16 protein-coding genes are annotated in these 15,580 nt (G+C 37.8%); 15 read left to right on the top strand and 1 reads right to left on the bottom strand.

Annotation, left to right across the window (positions count from 1 at the left end; all coding sequences use genetic code 11):
- Window positions 1-31: 31 nt before the first annotated feature.
- The gene (locus T479_RS07125) at window positions 32-1,000 is read right to left on the bottom strand and encodes an asparaginase (protein WP_025219068.1); all 969 of its coding nucleotides are present in this window, start codon (window positions 998-1,000) and stop codon (window positions 32-34) included.
- A gap of 82 nt (window positions 1,001-1,082) precedes the next feature.
- Between T479_RS07125 and prsW the strand changes: the two genes are divergently transcribed.
- From prsW to T479_RS07200, 15 genes are all read left to right on the top strand, one after another.
- On the top strand, window positions 1,083-1,766 hold the full coding sequence (gene prsW, locus T479_RS07130) for a glutamic-type intramembrane protease PrsW (RefSeq protein ID WP_025219069.1): 684 nt from the start codon (window positions 1,083-1,085) through the stop codon (window positions 1,764-1,766).
- 93 nt (window positions 1,767-1,859) lie between these two features.
- On the top strand, window positions 1,860-2,684 hold the full coding sequence (sleB, locus tag T479_RS07135) for a spore cortex-lytic enzyme (RefSeq protein ID WP_024364298.1): 825 nt from the start codon (window positions 1,860-1,862) through the stop codon (window positions 2,682-2,684).
- A 24-nt stretch (window positions 2,685-2,708) separates the two neighbouring features.
- The gene (locus tag T479_RS07140) at window positions 2,709-3,983 is read left to right on the top strand and encodes a PepSY1/2 domain-containing protein (protein WP_036205511.1); all 1,275 of its coding nucleotides are present in this window, start codon (window positions 2,709-2,711) and stop codon (window positions 3,981-3,983) included.
- Window positions 3,984-4,069: 86 nt separating this feature from the next.
- Window positions 4,070-4,729 carry a flagellar brake protein gene (locus T479_RS07145; RefSeq protein ID WP_024364296.1) on the top strand — a complete coding sequence of 220 codons (660 nt, stop codon included), beginning with the start codon at window positions 4,070-4,072 and terminating at the stop codon, window positions 4,727-4,729.
- A gap of 83 nt (window positions 4,730-4,812) precedes the next feature.
- Window positions 4,813-5,487, top strand: a complete 675-nt coding sequence (gene cmk, locus T479_RS07150) for a (d)CMP kinase (RefSeq protein WP_025219070.1) — start codon at window positions 4,813-4,815, stop codon at window positions 5,485-5,487.
- A 102-nt stretch (window positions 5,488-5,589) separates the two neighbouring features.
- Window positions 5,590-6,726 (top strand): 30S ribosomal protein S1, encoded by a 1,137-nt coding sequence (gene rpsA / locus T479_RS07155; RefSeq protein ID WP_025219071.1) that lies wholly within the window; start codon window positions 5,590-5,592, stop codon window positions 6,724-6,726.
- Window positions 6,727-7,161: 435 nt separating this feature from the next.
- Entirely contained in the window at window positions 7,162-8,472 is a 1,311-nt protein-coding gene (der, locus tag T479_RS07160; RefSeq protein WP_024364293.1) for a ribosome biogenesis GTPase Der, read from the top strand.
- Between the two features lie 157 nt (window positions 8,473-8,629).
- Complete coding sequence (locus tag T479_RS07165; protein ID WP_025219072.1) at window positions 8,630-9,646, top strand: NAD(P)H-dependent glycerol-3-phosphate dehydrogenase; 1,017 nt, start codon at window positions 8,630-8,632, stop codon at window positions 9,644-9,646.
- Between the two features lie 415 nt (window positions 9,647-10,061).
- The gene (locus T479_RS07170) at window positions 10,062-10,271 is read left to right on the top strand and encodes a DUF2768 domain-containing protein (protein ID WP_024364291.1); all 210 of its coding nucleotides are present in this window, start codon (window positions 10,062-10,064) and stop codon (window positions 10,269-10,271) included.
- Between the two features lie 18 nt (window positions 10,272-10,289).
- Complete coding sequence (locus T479_RS07175; protein ID WP_024364290.1) at window positions 10,290-11,078, top strand: YphF family lipoprotein; 789 nt, start codon at window positions 10,290-10,292, stop codon at window positions 11,076-11,078.
- Window positions 11,079-11,222: 144 nt separating this feature from the next.
- A complete protein-coding gene (gene spoIVA / locus T479_RS07180) occupies window positions 11,223-12,701 on the top strand; it encodes a stage IV sporulation protein A (RefSeq protein WP_024364289.1) in 1,479 nt (492 codons plus the stop codon).
- A gap of 199 nt (window positions 12,702-12,900) precedes the next feature.
- Entirely contained in the window at window positions 12,901-13,173 is a 273-nt protein-coding gene (locus T479_RS07185; RefSeq protein ID WP_004232618.1) for a non-specific DNA-binding protein Hbs, read from the top strand.
- 460 nt (window positions 13,174-13,633) lie between these two features.
- Window positions 13,634-14,203 carry a GTP cyclohydrolase I FolE gene (folE, locus tag T479_RS07190; RefSeq protein ID WP_024364288.1) on the top strand — a complete coding sequence of 190 codons (570 nt, stop codon included), beginning with the start codon at window positions 13,634-13,636 and terminating at the stop codon, window positions 14,201-14,203.
- A 63-nt stretch (window positions 14,204-14,266) separates the two neighbouring features.
- Window positions 14,267-14,485, top strand: a complete 219-nt coding sequence (gene mtrB, locus T479_RS07195; RefSeq protein WP_010858802.1) for a trp RNA-binding attenuation protein MtrB — start codon at window positions 14,267-14,269, stop codon at window positions 14,483-14,485.
- Between the two features lie 312 nt (window positions 14,486-14,797).
- Window positions 14,798-15,565 (top strand): heptaprenyl diphosphate synthase component 1, encoded by a 768-nt coding sequence (locus tag T479_RS07200; protein WP_024364287.1) that lies wholly within the window; start codon window positions 14,798-14,800, stop codon window positions 15,563-15,565.
- Window positions 15,566-15,580: the final 15 nt, after the last annotated feature.

Below are 15,580 nucleotides of genomic sequence, written 5' to 3' on the forward strand. Positions count from 1 at the left end.
TAGGTGGTGTCTAACAATTGGGGCAGTACTATTACTGGAAAAACTCTTTTAAGTCTAAAGGATTCCCTGCTGTATTTAAACCGATTAGTAACTTTAAGCGTGCTTTTTGTCCGTTAATACCTGTGGCGAAAATGGCGCCTAAGTCTTCCAGCATTTTACCACCACCAATGTAGCCGTATACGCCTTCTGCGATGCCATTGAAGCATCTAGAAACTAAAACGACCGGAATACCTCGTTCCAATAGACTTTCAATGCCTTTTACAACTGTTGGTGGTACATTGCCTTGTCCGAGTCCTTCAAGTACAACACCATCATATTGGCAGGCGAGGACCACATCAAGTAAATCAACTTCCATTCCCGCATATACTTTCAGCATCGCTACTCGTTTTGTTAAGCCTTGTACATCTACATATTGGCGACGAATCGGGGCATGATGAAACAGAATACGTGTTTTTGTAATAAGTCCGATTGGGCCGTATTGTGGGGATTGAAATGTATTGACTGAGCTCGTACTCGTTTTTGTTGTGTTGACAGCCAAATGGACTTCATCGTTCATCACAACTAGCACACCTTTGTCTTTTGCTTCAGCATCTATCGCTACACGAACAGCTTCCACTAAATTGTATATGCCGTCAGCACCTAGCTCATTGGAGGAGCGCATTGCACCTGTTAAGACAATTGGAATGGATAAATTGGTTGTTAACTCTAAAAAATAGGCTGTTTCTTCTAAAGTATCTGTGCCGTGTGTAATGACCACACCATCAAAATGTTCTGTTGAAGTTTTTTCCATAATTAAGTTACGTAAATGAAGCATTTCTTTTGGTGTTATATGTGGTGAAGGAAGATTAAACGCCTCCACTTCTTTTATAGATGCCAGTGTATCAAGTTTTTTACTCTCTTTTATTAATGGATTTTCCTTGTTAGGCATCACCGCACCTTCATCACTCATTGCCATGGAAATTGTGCCACCCGTATGAATTAATAAAATTGTTTTTTTCATAAAAATATATCTCCTTTTAAAAAGTTTTTTTGTCATTACATGGTATAATGAAATCAGTCTATTGTTGAAAGGAGCCGGCAACATGATCATTCTTTTATCAGCTGCCATTGCTCCCGGTCTAGCGCTTTTTAGTTACTTCTATTTGCGCAATCAAATGGCAACGGAGCCAAGAAGAACTTTACTTCAAACGTTTTTGTATGGTGCTTTTCTAACTTTCCCTATCTTGTTTTTACAATATGTATTAACGGAGGAGGGAGTTTTTCGATATCTTTATTTACAAGATGTCCTTTTTTCAAGTGTCATTGAAGAGTTTTTTAAATGGTTTGTTCTGTTAATAGCTATTTACAATCATGTGGAATTTGATGATCCTTATGATGGTATATTGTACGGTGCGAGTATATCTCTTGGATTTGCTACGATAGAAAATATATTATATTTATTTTCTTTCGGTTTAAACACGGCCTTTATGCGCGCGTTATTACCCGTATCCAGTCATGCTCTGTTCGGTGTAGTAATGGGCTATTACTATGGACGTGCTAAATTTTCAAAAAATGCAAAGACGAAAGAAATGATTGCAATGGCCATTTGCGCACCGGTAGTATTACACATTTTATACAATACAATATTATCATTTAAAGGGCATTGGGTATATTTAATGATACCGTTTATGTTATTTTTATGGTGGTTTGGCTTACGTAAAGTAAAGCTAGCGCACTATCATCTTGTCCAACATTTGCATATGCATAAAAAAAATATAAAAACGTAGAAATCTAAAAACGATTTCTACGTTTTTTTCTTTTTTATTCAATGTATAAAAAGTGTCTTTTGTTTCAAGCTATAAAAAAAAGGAGTGATGATTGTGCGTTTATTAAGCATACTTTTTGCTTTCCTATTTGCTATTAGTATAGTCTCGATACCGCAAAATGACGCCATAGCGTTTAGCGATCAACAGATTGCTCGTGGTGCTTATGGAGATGACGTGATTGAGCTGCAAGCTAGACTACAATACTTAGGATTTTATAAAAGTAAAATTGATGGGAAATTTGGCTACAACACGTATTGGGCACTGCGAAATTTCCAAGAAAAATATGGATTGCCGATTGATGGAATAGCGGGGGCAAAGACGAAAAAAGCGTTAGCTGGCTATTCAGATTATGATGAGAATTGGGTAAAAGCGCAATTAAAAGCAGGCAATCAATTTACCTATTATGGTGGTGTGCCTCTTGATCAACAGGTGAAAAATAGTGGTGGAGGCAGTACAGCAAATCGTGGTGACAGCAGTGGTAGCAGCAATAGTAATGGTACCGATACACAAATTCCACCAAAGTATACAGAGCGAGATTTACAGCTAATCGCTAATGCCGTTTACGGAGAAGCGAGGGGAGAACCTTATGAGGGGCAAGTTGCTGTAGCAGCAGTGATTTTAAATCGACTAGAAAGCCCTGATTTCCCTAACACAATATCAGGTATTATATTCCAACCATTAGCATTTACAGCAGTAGCAGATGGACAAATTTGGTTAGAGCCGAACCAACGTGCAAAAGAAGCGGTCATTGATGCTATGAATGGCTGGGATCCATCGGAAAATGCCCTGTATTACTTTAATCCAAAAACAGCAACAAGTAAGTGGATTTGGACTCGTCCTCAAATAAAACAAATAGGTGAGCATATTTTCTGTTCATAGAAAGGAGGAAAACAATTGAGAACAATGCTCGTTATTTTAACAATAGCAGTAATTGGTTTGGGTGCCTATAGCATTGATTTACATGGCGATAAAGAAAGTTTACAACGTACTGTACATGCGCAGTATACAGAAAAATTAACGGACGCTTCTGAAAAATTATCATACTTACAAAGAGCCGTTTCACAATCCTTATTATTTAAGGATGAACAGGCGATCGATAGTGAGTTAGATTCTATTTGGCGACTAAGCTCTGAAGTACGTTCTTCTATAGCGAATATTCCAATTGGGCAAGAACTTTCTAATCAGTGGCTAGGTTATTTGGGAAAACTAGGAGATGAAGCAAAGAAAACAGCTAAATCGGGGGATTATGAAGCATGGCGAGAAAAAATGCCGCAAATTTCTACGAATTTACAAGCTTTATCTGACGAGTGGACGACAGCAACGGTTGATTACTACAAGCAAGATGGAAAAATGGATGTTTGGATGCGTCAAGTAGACAATAAAAATCCTAATACCTCTTTCGATAATATTCAAAAGACCCTAAAAGATTATGGTGAAAGTGATTTCCCGCTTACTTTAAGTGAAGCAGATTGGCAAAAGAAAATAGAATTAAAAGCGTTACAAGATTCAGTTATTACGGAAAAAGAAGCATTGGAAAAAGTGAAATATTTATTCCCGCTTATTAAAGATGCTACATTTACTGTGACCAAAAGTAGTGATACCGCACCGTATCCGTTTTATCACATACAGTTCCACCAAGGAATTCGCTTAGGCTATGTAGATTTAACTGAAAAAGGAGGACATTTACTGTCCTATTTAGTGGAACGTCCTGTGGATGAAGCAAAACTTTCCCAAGATGAAATAATTAAAAAAGCTGAAGAACATTTAAAGCGATTGGAAATGAAAGATGTTGCTTATGTTGAAGCTCGTGAAAATCATTTAGCATGGCATGTTACATTTGCACGCGTTCATCCTGGTGATAATGCATTAATCTATGCGGATGGTGTTCAGTTAAAAATTGCAAAAGATACTGGGGAATTACTAGGTGCCAATGCAATGGAATATATCCAAGAAGAATCAATCAAACCTCAAAAGGCCAATCCAATTGATTGGAAATCTTTCTTTGATAATAATGTGCGTGTGGAAGAAGTGAAAAATATTTATACGGATAATGGACAATTCGAGCAACGACTTTGCTATGAAGTGATAGCTGTTCGAGATGAACAGACGCAAGAAACATTCCGTATTGTCATTGATGCTGAAAATCACAATGTTTTAAAAGTAGAATATTTAACCTAAGATAAAGAAAAAGCTCCCAGTTCATATAGCCAAAATTTACATCCCATGCGATAATGGAGGTATATATATTGTTCGGGGAGATGCTCATGGAAATAAAAATTGGAACACTATTACAACTAGAACCTACTTATACAGAACGTATAGAGAAATTCCGCTGTAAAGTAGTTGAACAAAAAGACAATATTCTTTATATTGACTATCCAACAAATGTAGTAACAAAGAAAACCGCTTTTTTAATAGATGGTTCAGAATTTAGGGCAACCTTTCGAACAGAGGATAAGCTTTCCTATGCATTCAATACAGAAGTAATAGGACGCAAGGCGGGCAATATACCGATGATTATGTTGCATTGCCCTCAAGAAGATGATTTTATTAAAATTCAACGTCGTGAATATGTTCGTGTTGAAACACCTGTTGATGTGGCAGTTCAATTTAATGAATTTAAGTATCAATTAGTCACAGCGGATATCAGTGCGGGTGGTATTGCACTAATTTTGAAAGGTGATGTAGCTTTCAAAGACGATGATGATGTTAAGTTAACGATTGTCTTACCATTTGCCAATGGAGATGTCATTTATGTCGTAACAGAAGCTACTGTTGTTAAGATATTTGAAAAAGAAGATAAGACAATTGCTACCATTCAGTTAACAGATACGGATGATATCGATCAACAACATATTGTACGTTTCTGCTTCGAACGTCAGCTAGTCAATCGCCGTAAAGAATTAAATCCTTTCGATGATTAAAATCACAGTAGCCCTCTTGTAAATAGAGGGCTTTTTTTTGTTAGTATGATACAATATGGTGTGAAAGAAAGTAGGGAAGCATAATGAACAAAAACATTCAAATTGCGATTGACGGACCTGCAGGAGCTGGGAAAAGTACAATCGCGAAAATCGTTGCAGAATCACTAGGATTCACGTATATCGATACGGGTGCAATGTATCGAGCAGTTACGTATAAAGCGATGCAACAAAACATACATTTAGATGATGAAGCAAAATTAGCAGAAATGTTAGCCGTTAGCTCAATTGAATTAAAGCCATCTCCTCAAGGTCAACTTGTTTTTTTAGACGGCGAAAACGTATCAGATGCAATACGCTCTAACGAAGTGACATCATCTGTTTCACAAGTAGCAGCACATGCCAAAGTACGTGAATTGTTGGTCGCACAGCAGCAAAAACTTGCTGCAAATGGTGGTGTTGTGATGGATGGACGGGATATTGCGACGCATGTGTTAAAAAATGCTGAACTCAAAATCTTCATGTCTGCTACTGTAGAAGAACGTGCAAGACGTCGTTTTATTGACAATGAAAAAAGAGGGATCGCGTCTTCAATAGAAAAGCTCCAAGAAGAGATTGCTTTGCGCGACAAAATGGACAGTGAGCGCGAAGCATCACCACTGATTCAAGCAGCGGATGCTATATTTTTAGACACAACGGAGCTATCAATTGATGCCGCAGCACAGGCCATTTTAAAATTAGCACAAGAAAAAATGGTATAAATCCTAAAATTTCAGACATTTTTTGAATTTAAAGGATTTATTTTTGTCTTTGTCTTCAATATCGAATAAAATAGTAAGGGAAGATGCGAAGGAGGGTTACATATGTCTGAAGAAATGAACTATGCAGAACAAACGTTTAACGAAGGTGATATCGTCAAAGGTATTGCAGAGCAGGTTGATGAAAAAGCGGTAACTGTTTCAATTCCAGGTGCACCGTTTGACGGTATCGTACCAATAAGTGAATTATCGAGCTTACACATTGAAAAAGCGTCTGACGCAATCTCCGTTGGGGATGAGTTAGAATTGATGATTACAAAAGTTGAAGAAGGAAACTATGTATTATCAAAACGTAAAGTAGATGCCTTAAAAGCATGGGATACACTTGAACAACAATTTACTGCTGAGGAAGTTTTCGAAGCGGAAGTAAAGGATATTGTTAAAGGTGGTCTTGTTGTTGATTTAGGAGTTCGTGGCTTCGTTCCGGCATCCTTAGTAGAAGATTATTTTGTTGATGATTTTGAAGATTATAAAGGGAAAGTATTAAGCTTTAAAATTGTTGAGCTAGATAAAGAAAAAAACCGCTTAATTTTATCACATCGAGCTGTAGTTGAATCTGAGAAAGCATCTCAGAAGAAAAATGTCATTAACCAAATTAAAGCTGGTGATGTATTAGACGGTAAAGTGCAACGTATAGCATCGTTTGGTGCATTTATTGACCTTGGTGGTATCGATGGCCTTGTTCATATTTCACAAGTATCACATGAGCATGTAAGTGATGTCAGTGAGGTTTTATCAGAAGGACAAGAAGTGAAGGTAAAAGTTCTGTCGGTAGATCCAGAGAATGAACGTATCTCATTATCCATTAAGGAAACAATTCCTGGACCTTGGTCGAATATTGAAGAGCGTGCAGCGAAAGGCACAATACTTGTAGGGAAAGTCAAACGCCTTACATCGTTTGGTGCTTTTGTAGAAGTGTTCCCTGGTGTGGAAGGCTTAGTGCATATATCGCAAATTGCGCATAAACATATTAATACACCACATGAAGCGTTAAAAGAAGCGCAAGAAGTACAGGTGAAGGTGCTGGATGTTAACGTTGACGAAGGTCGTCTAGCATTAAGTATAAAAGATTTATTGGAAAATCCAGAGGCAGAAGAAGTAATCGATTATGAATTACCAGAAGAAAACACAGGTTTCTCTCTTGGTGATGTCATCGGCGATCAACTGAAAAACTTTAAATAATCATGACATGCGAGGATATGATGTTGTATCCTCGCTTTCGTCTGTCATCATATGATAATTAAGCTACATAGTAATGTAACTATGCAAGCCCCATCACTGCGCTTCTAGTGAGCGAGTAAGAGCTTCTATCCATGGCATTTGCCTAATAAATGAGTGAAGCCATGTCTAGTTTGCTGCCTACAGAAGCCTATTTGGTGGGGCTTATTTTGTTTACATGTTAATTTGCCGATTTGGTGATACTAAGCGAAATGGCACGTGCGCAAAGGAAAATAAATAGGTGAATAATACGAGGAATAAAGAGCACGTTGGGACAAAAAACAACGATTATGTCGAGCAGAAAAGTAAAAAGTACTCTCCTCGATGGATATGTTATGATATAATGGCATTTTTCGTGTATAATAGCGAAAGATAAGAAGTTGGAAGGATGAAGTACAGATGACGAAACCAGTAGTAGCCATCGTAGGTCGTCCGAACGTAGGTAAGTCGACGATTTTTAATCGTATCGTTGGAGAACGTGTCTCGATTGTAGAAGATATTCCGGGAGTAACACGTGACCGTATTTATAGTTCGGCAGAGTGGTTAACACATGATTTTAATATTATTGATACAGGTGGTATCGAAATTGGAGACGAGCCGTTTTTAGAACAAATTCGTCAACAAGCAGAGATCGCTATTGAAGAAGCAGACGTTATTATATTTATGACGAATGGCCGTGAAGGCGTAACAGCAGCAGATGAACAAGTTGCAAAAATTTTATACAAAACAAAAAAGCCTGTCGTTCTTGCTGTCAACAAAATTGATAATCCGGACATGCGTGAAATGATTTATGATTTTTACGCACTTGGCTTTGGTGAACCTTGGCCAATTTCAGGCTCTCATGGCTTAGGCTTAGGGGATTTATTAGATGAGTGTGCAAAACACTTCCCTCAAGAGGATGAAAATCAATATGGCGATGACGTAATTAAATTCTCTTTAATTGGTCGTCCAAATGTCGGAAAATCATCACTAGTCAATGCCTTTTTAGGTCAAGAACGCGTTATTGTCAGCAACATTGCAGGGACAACGCGAGATGCAATTGATACACCTTACGAATATGATGGGCATGAATATGTCATTATTGATACAGCCGGTATGCGTAAAAAAGGAAAAGTGTACGAAACGACAGAAAAATATTCTGTGTTACGTGCGCTTCGTGCCATTGAACGCTCTGACGTTGTATTAGTTGTTCTGAATGCTGAAGAGGGCATTCAGGAACAGGATAAAAAAATTGCAGGCTATGCACATGAGGCTGGAAAAGCAATTGTTATTGTCGTTAACAAATGGGACGCGATTGAAAAAGACGAAAAAACAATGAATGTTTTTACGCAGCAAATCCGTGAGCACTTTTTATTCTTAGACTATGCTCCAATTATTTTCGTATCAGCCAATACAAAACAACGAGTACATCAAATTTTACCGATTGTGCAGCGCGTAAGTGAAAATCATGCAATGCGTATTCAATCGTCTATTCTGAATGAAGTGATTGAAGATGCTGTGGCACGTAACCCAGCGCCGACTGACAAAGGTCGCCGTTTACGTATTTACTATGCTACTCAAGTGGCGATTCAACCACCAACGTTTGTGGTATTCGTCAACGAAACAGAATTAATGCACTTCTCTTATGAGCGATTTTTAGAAAATAGAATTCGTGAAACATTCGATTTTGAAGGGACGCCAATTCGTTTAATTACACGTGCACGTGCATAATTTAAAATATTACACTTCAGTACGCCAACCCGACAATTGTTGTTGGGTGGCGTCTTTTTTCAAAGGATTAGGCTAAATCACTAATTGGTTAAAATATGTCTAGCATGCATATGGACCTTTAGCAATTAACCTGTAGGAATTAAAAGGGGGAATAACAATGGAACGAGTTTGTGTACTAGGAGCAGGCTCATGGGGATCGGCACTAGCAATGGTACTTGCGGAAAATGGACATGATACGCTTGTCTGGACGCATAGAGCAGATCAGGCTGAAGAAATGAATACGCAACATACAAATAAAAAGTATTTACCTGAAACGCTATTACCGGAGAATTTACATGCAACGAATGATATTGCAAAGGCAGTAGCTCACTCCAATACAATAATTGTAGCAGTACCAACGAAGGCTATTCGAGAAGTTTGTGAAAAGATGAATGCTACGTTAGATCAAAAAGTATTATTTGTCCATGTATCAAAGGGAATTGAGCCTGATTCATTAAAACGTATATCTGAAATTTTGGCTGAAAGCTTGCCAACTGAATTTATCGAAGACATTGTAGTACTTTCGGGGCCAAGTCATGCAGAAGAAGTCGTATTACATCATCCGACAACGATTACGGCAGCTTGTGCCAATATTGAAGCAGCTGAAAAAGTCCAAGATTTGTTTATGAATCAATTTTTCCGCGTTTATACGAATGAGGATGTTATAGGCGTAGAAATGGGTGGGGCATTAAAAAACGTGATTGCGTTAGCGGCAGGCATTACAGATGGGCTAAATTATGGTGATAATGCAAAAGCGGCACTAATTACACGTGGACTCGCTGAAATTACGCGCTTAGGTGTCAAAATGGGCGGAAATCCATTTACATTCGCGGGGCTGACAGGTATGGGTGATTTAATCGTTACATGTACAAGCGTGCATTCTCGTAATTGGCGTGCTGGAAATATGTTAGGTAAGGGTATGAAACTACCAGAAGTACTCGATCAAATGGGTATGGTAGTGGAAGGCGTACGAACAACAAAGGCAGCCTATCAATTAGCAGAAAAATATAATGTCGCAATGCCTATTTCAACAGAACTTTATGGTGTATTGTTCAACGATGTAGAACCAAAAGTGGCGGTTGATGCATTAATGATGCGTATGAAAAAGCGTGAAATTGACGAAATGATGCATTAAATTACCGTAACTTTTATTTTATTAAACAGCAAGAATTTGTCATGAAATGGACACAAAAAGGTATCTCAGACACACTGTGAGATACCTTTTTTAATTTAAATGACAAAAGAGAAATGTTGTTTTTAGTACTTTTCTCATAATGCAATTATGCAAAAAGTCCTTTTAATGTGTATAATCCTCTCTCTATTTAGTAAATATATGTTATAATTTCCATGGGTATATAATTGAATATAGCTATGTTCTTATTTCTGTAGTACATTTCTTGGATTTTATAAGTATATCAAAAAAATAGTATTTTCACTAAAGTCGTTAGGCTATTTTCTTTTTTGCTACAGCGCCATTTCTTTTTTGAAGTTGCCCATAGTATAATAAACGTTGATTGTCTCGTGTCATTGAAGAAAGGTGGTAGACGAAAATGGGTCCGTTAGCACATATGCCTGCACTAGATGTCATGTGGGTATCTTTTTATTGTATCGGCTTTATGATTTTGTCGGTGGGTTTAATTTATTTAGGCCGCAATAAAATTTCAAATGGTTTTTTACGTACAATCGTAAATTTATTAGCATACATACTGTTTGGACTTGGAACATTTTTAATGGTACTGATTATTGCCACATGGCCTTAAAAGGAGGAAGAACGTGTTATGAAAAAACTAAATGCTTTTCTTTTAACAGTGGCAATTGCCGTCTTGTTAGGTGGCTGTGCCTATCCTGAGGAAGAAAAAGCCGCAAACCAAGTGCCAGATGTCGATCAGTTAGCAGCCGTACAACGTGCTGTCAATGAATATCGTGAAGCGACTGGTGGCCTTGTGCCAATTAAAAACAGTGAAATGGATACAGATATTTATATAAAATATTTAATCGATTTTGAAAAACTTATGCCAAAATATATTGCTCAAATTCCTGGAAATGCCTATGAAAAGGGCGGTATTTATCAATACATTATTTGGGATCCGGAAAACAGTGCTGAAGTTAAGTTAGTAGACTTAAACTCTGCTGAGCGCATGCGAGAGATTAATATTCGAAAATTGGGTACGCAATATATCCCGACAAAGGGGGCAATTGCCGATAATGTGTATCAAATTAACTTTGAAAAATTAGGCTATAAATCAGAAGTGACGGTGAAAAGTCCATATTCAGGTGCTGAATTACCAATTTTTATGACTGGTGATGGCGAAATGCATGTGGATTATTCTATTGATTTAGGCCAACTTTTAAAAGAAGACAAGCCAGATGTGAAACCAGGTGATGATATTCGTCAATTGCTTGTCGAAAAGTATCCTGTTGTTCCAGCTTATTCAGTGCCATATACTGTGGATGAAAATGGAGAGCCAACTTATATGATGGATGCTTATAATGCAGACGTCAAAAAAGCTAAGGAAGAAGCTAAAGCCGCGCAAGAGAAAGAAAGCAAAGCTACGGATTCAAAATAAATTTTTCACCCCAATCATTAGATGTTGGTCTAATGATTGGGGATTTTTTTTATGTGCCAGTCACTCAAACAATTCTCATACATTTTCATATTTATCTGCATGGGCGCATATAGTGAAAAAGCGTAGATAAAGGAGGCAGAAACCTTGAGTGAAGCAGTATTTAAAGAAATTGCAGAGCGCACAAATGGCGATGTTTATATTGGTGTTGTTGGTCCAGTTCGGGTAGGTAAATCAACATTTGTAAAAAAAGTAATGGAAGCTGTAGTATTGCCGAATATTGTGGATGATACAGAAAGAATGCGAGCACAGGACGAGCTGCCACAAAGCTCGCCAGGCCCAGTTATCATGACTGCTGAGCCGAAGTTTGTGCCTGCTCAAGCGACTCGTATTGCGGTTGGCGAAGATGAAATGACATTCCAAATTCGTTTAGCAGATTGCGTTGGTTATGTGATTGAAGGTACAAAGGGCTATGAGGATGAAAATGGTCCGAAATACGTGCATACGCCTTGGCATACTGAGCCAATTCCTTTCCAAGAAGCAGCGAAAATTGGCACAGATAAAGTGATTCGTGACCATGCGAATATCGGGATTGTTGTGACAACAGATGGAACAGTAAATGGCATCAGCCGTCGTGCAGCTGAAAAAGCGGAAGAAGAGATTGTTGCGCAATTAACCGAAATTGGCAAGCCTTTTGTTATTGTGTTAAATTGTCAAATGCCGGCAAGAGAAGAAACGGTACAGCTTCGAAATGAGCTATTTGAACGATATAATGTTCCGGTAATTGCGATTTCAATCGATCAAATGCGTGCTTCTGATATTCAATATATTTTACAAGAGGCACTATTTGAGTTTCCGATTCGGACGATTGAGGTTGAAAAACCAGATTGGCTCGATGTCCTTGATGCTACTCACCCACTAAACGTGGCATTAATTGATTCGATGGAAGAAGTGCTTTCGTCTGTGATGAAAATTAGGGACGTGCAACAAGCTTCTGATGCCTTTAAAGCGATTGATTTTATCGATCAAAGTGAAGTGGTACATGTCGATTCAGGAATCGGTACAGCGGTTATTCGTGTGTCATTACAAGGTGAATTATATAAAGCTGTTTGTAATGAATGGTTGGAAGAGCCGATTGAAACAAAGCGCGATTGGCTGCTATTTATTAAAGAGGCTGCTGAAGCAAAAGAAGCCCAAAAACGCTTTAAAGATGCCATTACTGAAGCAGATAATAGTGGTTATGGCGTAACATTGCCAATGATGCAAGAATTCGAACCAACTGCTCCAGAACTAATTAAGCAAAATAATTTCTACGGCGTACGGATGAAAGCAAAAGCGCCATCCTATCATATTATTCGTGTTGATATGGAATCAGAATTTGCGCCACTTATTGGTTCTGAATTCCACAGTCAGCAGTTATTAAAAGATTTAAACCATGCTTATTTACATGATCGTGATGCGCTTTGGCAAACACAACTTTTCGGTACGCCATTGCATGAAGTGTTAAAAGAGGGCATACGTTATAAAATGAATGCAGTACCACCTACAGCTAAAAAACGTATGCGTCAAACAATTGAGCGTATGGTGAATGAAGGTGATAGAGGATTAGTGACATTTATTTTATAGAGATAAAATGGAAAATACTGAGCAAAAAAATAGTGCAGGACTATTCGTATTTATGCGAAAAGTCCTGTTATTTTTGTTTTTTGCGTGAAAAACGCATTTTTTGGTTATAATCATGAATGAATACAGTTGCGTCGCGGTTTTCTATGTGTTACTCTTTTTACAGAATTGGTTCATGACCCTTTGAGAGGAGGTGAATGGTGTGAATAAAACAGAATTAGTAAACTCTGTTGCTGAAGCTGCAGGTCTTTCTAAAAAAGACGCTTCTAAAGCAGTTGAAGCTGTATTTGATACAATTCAAGATGCTCTTGCAAAGGGTGACAAAGTACAATTAATTGGTTTTGGTAACTTTGAAGTACGTGAACGTGCGGCTCGTAAAGGTCGTAACCCACAAACTGGTAAAGAAATCGAAATCGCTGCTAGCAAGGTACCTGCTTTCAAACCAGGTAAAGCGCTTAAAGATGCTGTAAAATAATACACGTCTAGTAGTTACATAGAGCAGTCTTCATGTAAACGAGCATGAGGGCTGCTCTTTTTAACTTAATTTATAAAATGACTTATAGCAGTAATACATGAAATCGTTTTACTAAGATTTGTATACATAGCATAATGAACGACAACTATAACTTGCTTCACCACAAGTCCCTTATTACTAAAAATGAGGATAAATGCCAAATAGGAACGGATAAGAGCAAGCATTCCATCAAAGATTGATTTATGTTAAATGCTCTAGAAGGATAGCATGGATTTTAAGATGACTTTTTGAGCAAACTTGAATATAAAATTTGGAAACAAAGACGGCAGTTAATGCCTAATTACAGAAGTTATGTTGAATTTCTTTTAATTCAAGTAAGTCGTTTTGCGCTTAACTTTTGGATATGCTACGATGCATAGGGAAATGTGTAATGTTTTGATACGCAGGAGGGTTTTTACGAATGTCGAATGTAGATTTATTGAAAATAGAACAAGCAGTGAAAATGATTTTAGAAGCTGTGGGCGAAGATGTGAATCGTGAAGGATTACTCGATACACCAAAACGCGTTGCTAAAATGTATGCTGAAATGTTTAGTGGCTTACATGAAGATGCAAAAGATTATTTTAAAACGGTTTTCCATGAGGATCATGAAGAACTAGTGCTTGTAAAGGATATCCCATTTTACTCAATGTGTGAGCATCATCTAGTGCCATTTTACGGCAAAGCACATGTAGCTTACATACCAAACGACGGCATTGTAGCGGGCCTAAGTAAATTAGGTCGCGCAGTGGAAACGATTGCACGTCGTCCGCAATTACAAGAACGGATTACATCATCAGTAGCCGACACGATTATGGAAATGCTATCTCCTAAAGGTGTTTATGTCGTTATTGAAGCAGAACATATGTGTATGACTATGCGTGGACTGAAAAAGCCTGGATCTAAAACGGTTACATCAGTTGCACGTGGCATTTATGAACAAGATGAGGTAAAACGTAGAGAAGTCTTGTCATTTATTCAAATGTCTTAAACTGCATGTCTAATTATGTTATGATGGACTAAGAATTTGTCGGATTTAAGGAGTGTACAGACAATGGCGCAAGATTATATAGTAATACAGGCAGAAGAAGATGGTGTACATGTAATTGGGTTAACACGTGGTACGGATACGAAATTCCATCATTCTGAAAAATTAGATGCAGGGGAAGTAATGATTGCTCAATTTACTGAGCATACTTCTGCCATGAAAATTCGTGGCAAAGCACAAATCCACACAGCACATGGTGTTATTCAAAGTGAAGGTAAAAAGTAGCATAGTCATGTAAGTTAGCTTCCGTCGGTAGAGTCAACATACAGTGCTGATGACTGGTTAGTTATAATCTGCAGATGTGCCAAATGCATATGAAAAAAGTAATATGTGTTGGTGAAACTGGCTTTTACGGGCAAGTAGATTTCCTACCATTTTTTTCTTGTACTTTCCGTGGTAGGGTTCTACTGCCCGTTCGTGTTGGTGAAAGCAAAAACTTTTTATTCCGAATAGATGCTTATGCTATAATGACTCAGTAAGCAAGCGTTAAGTCATGTTGATGATGAACGTATTTGAAAGTGAAATGGAGTAAGGTCTATGAATGCAACATACATTCAAAATTCAATTGCACAGTTAAAAACAGAGATTTTCATGGATGTTCGTCATAGAACTTTGCAAAAATACACAGGAGCGCCTGTGCTCGATGAAAATCAACTGTTTTACTTGTTAGTGCCCTTCTTGAATGGAGAAGAGTGGCAACAAGAGCAAAGGGAAGCTGCAATAACTGTTGGAATTGTATATGCAGCGTTAGCGGCACATGATCATATAAAAGAATTAGATGCCACTTCAAAGGAACAGCAGCTAACCGTTTTGGCTGGGGATTTTTATAGTGGCCGGTATTATGAAATTTTAGCAATGTCGGGAAATGTCGCATTAATTCGGAATTTATCACAAGGTATCGTGTCACGTTGCGAACATCAAATAAAAGTGTATGAGGCAAAACAGCGTACAGTGGAACAATGGTGTTCTTCAATTAGCAATATCGAGTCAGGTTTAATTGCGAAATTTTTTGAGCTTTATGCATTGCATCATTATATTCCAATAATGGAGAAGAGCTTATTGATCTTACGATTAGAAAGAGAATGGGCTATGTATCAACGTGGACAAAAATCATTGATGAGTAAAGTGCTAGAACAAAGTGCATTACAGACAGGCGCGACCTTCAATAGCGTCTTACAAGATAAAATTGCCCGCTTAAAAACAGAGCTGTTGCAAGTAATAGCACAAGCATCATTTTTACAAAGTGATGTGAAACAAGCTCTACAAGCACGTGTAGATGCATCGATTGCTTCTACAAACGGATAAGAGAGGTTTTTCTAA

The sequence above is a fragment of the Lysinibacillus sphaericus genome (genome assembly GCF_000600105.1).
Taxonomy (GTDB): Bacteria; Bacillota; Bacilli; order Bacillales_A; family Planococcaceae; genus Lysinibacillus; species Lysinibacillus sphaericus.

What these genes read in the sequence shown, in the direction of transcription:
- T479_RS07125 (WP_025219068.1), bottom strand. Translation starts at nt 1,000, where the DNA reads ATGAAAAAAACAATTTTATTAATTCATACGGGTGGCACAATTTCCATG.
- prsW (WP_025219069.1), top strand. Translation starts at nt 1,083, where the DNA reads ATGATCATTCTTTTATCAGCTGCCATTGCTCCCGGTCTAGCGCTTTTT.
- T479_RS07140 (WP_036205511.1), top strand. Translation starts at nt 2,709, where the DNA reads ATGCTCGTTATTTTAACAATAGCAGTAATTGGTTTGGGTGCCTATAGC.
- T479_RS07145 (WP_024364296.1), top strand. Translation starts at nt 4,070, where the DNA reads ATGGAAATAAAAATTGGAACACTATTACAACTAGAACCTACTTATACA.
- cmk (WP_025219070.1), top strand. Translation starts at nt 4,813, where the DNA reads ATGAACAAAAACATTCAAATTGCGATTGACGGACCTGCAGGAGCTGGG.
- rpsA (WP_025219071.1), top strand. Translation starts at nt 5,590, where the DNA reads ATGTCTGAAGAAATGAACTATGCAGAACAAACGTTTAACGAAGGTGAT.
- der (WP_024364293.1), top strand. Translation starts at nt 7,162, where the DNA reads ATGACGAAACCAGTAGTAGCCATCGTAGGTCGTCCGAACGTAGGTAAG.
- T479_RS07165 (WP_025219072.1), top strand. Translation starts at nt 8,630, where the DNA reads ATGGAACGAGTTTGTGTACTAGGAGCAGGCTCATGGGGATCGGCACTA.
- T479_RS07170 (WP_024364291.1), top strand. Translation starts at nt 10,062, where the DNA reads ATGGGTCCGTTAGCACATATGCCTGCACTAGATGTCATGTGGGTATCT.
- T479_RS07175 (WP_024364290.1), top strand. Translation starts at nt 10,290, where the DNA reads ATGAAAAAACTAAATGCTTTTCTTTTAACAGTGGCAATTGCCGTCTTG.
- folE (WP_024364288.1), top strand. Translation starts at nt 13,634, where the DNA reads ATGTCGAATGTAGATTTATTGAAAATAGAACAAGCAGTGAAAATGATT.
- mtrB (WP_010858802.1), top strand. Translation starts at nt 14,267, where the DNA reads ATGGCGCAAGATTATATAGTAATACAGGCAGAAGAAGATGGTGTACAT.
- T479_RS07200 (WP_024364287.1), top strand. Translation starts at nt 14,798, where the DNA reads ATGAATGCAACATACATTCAAAATTCAATTGCACAGTTAAAAACAGAG.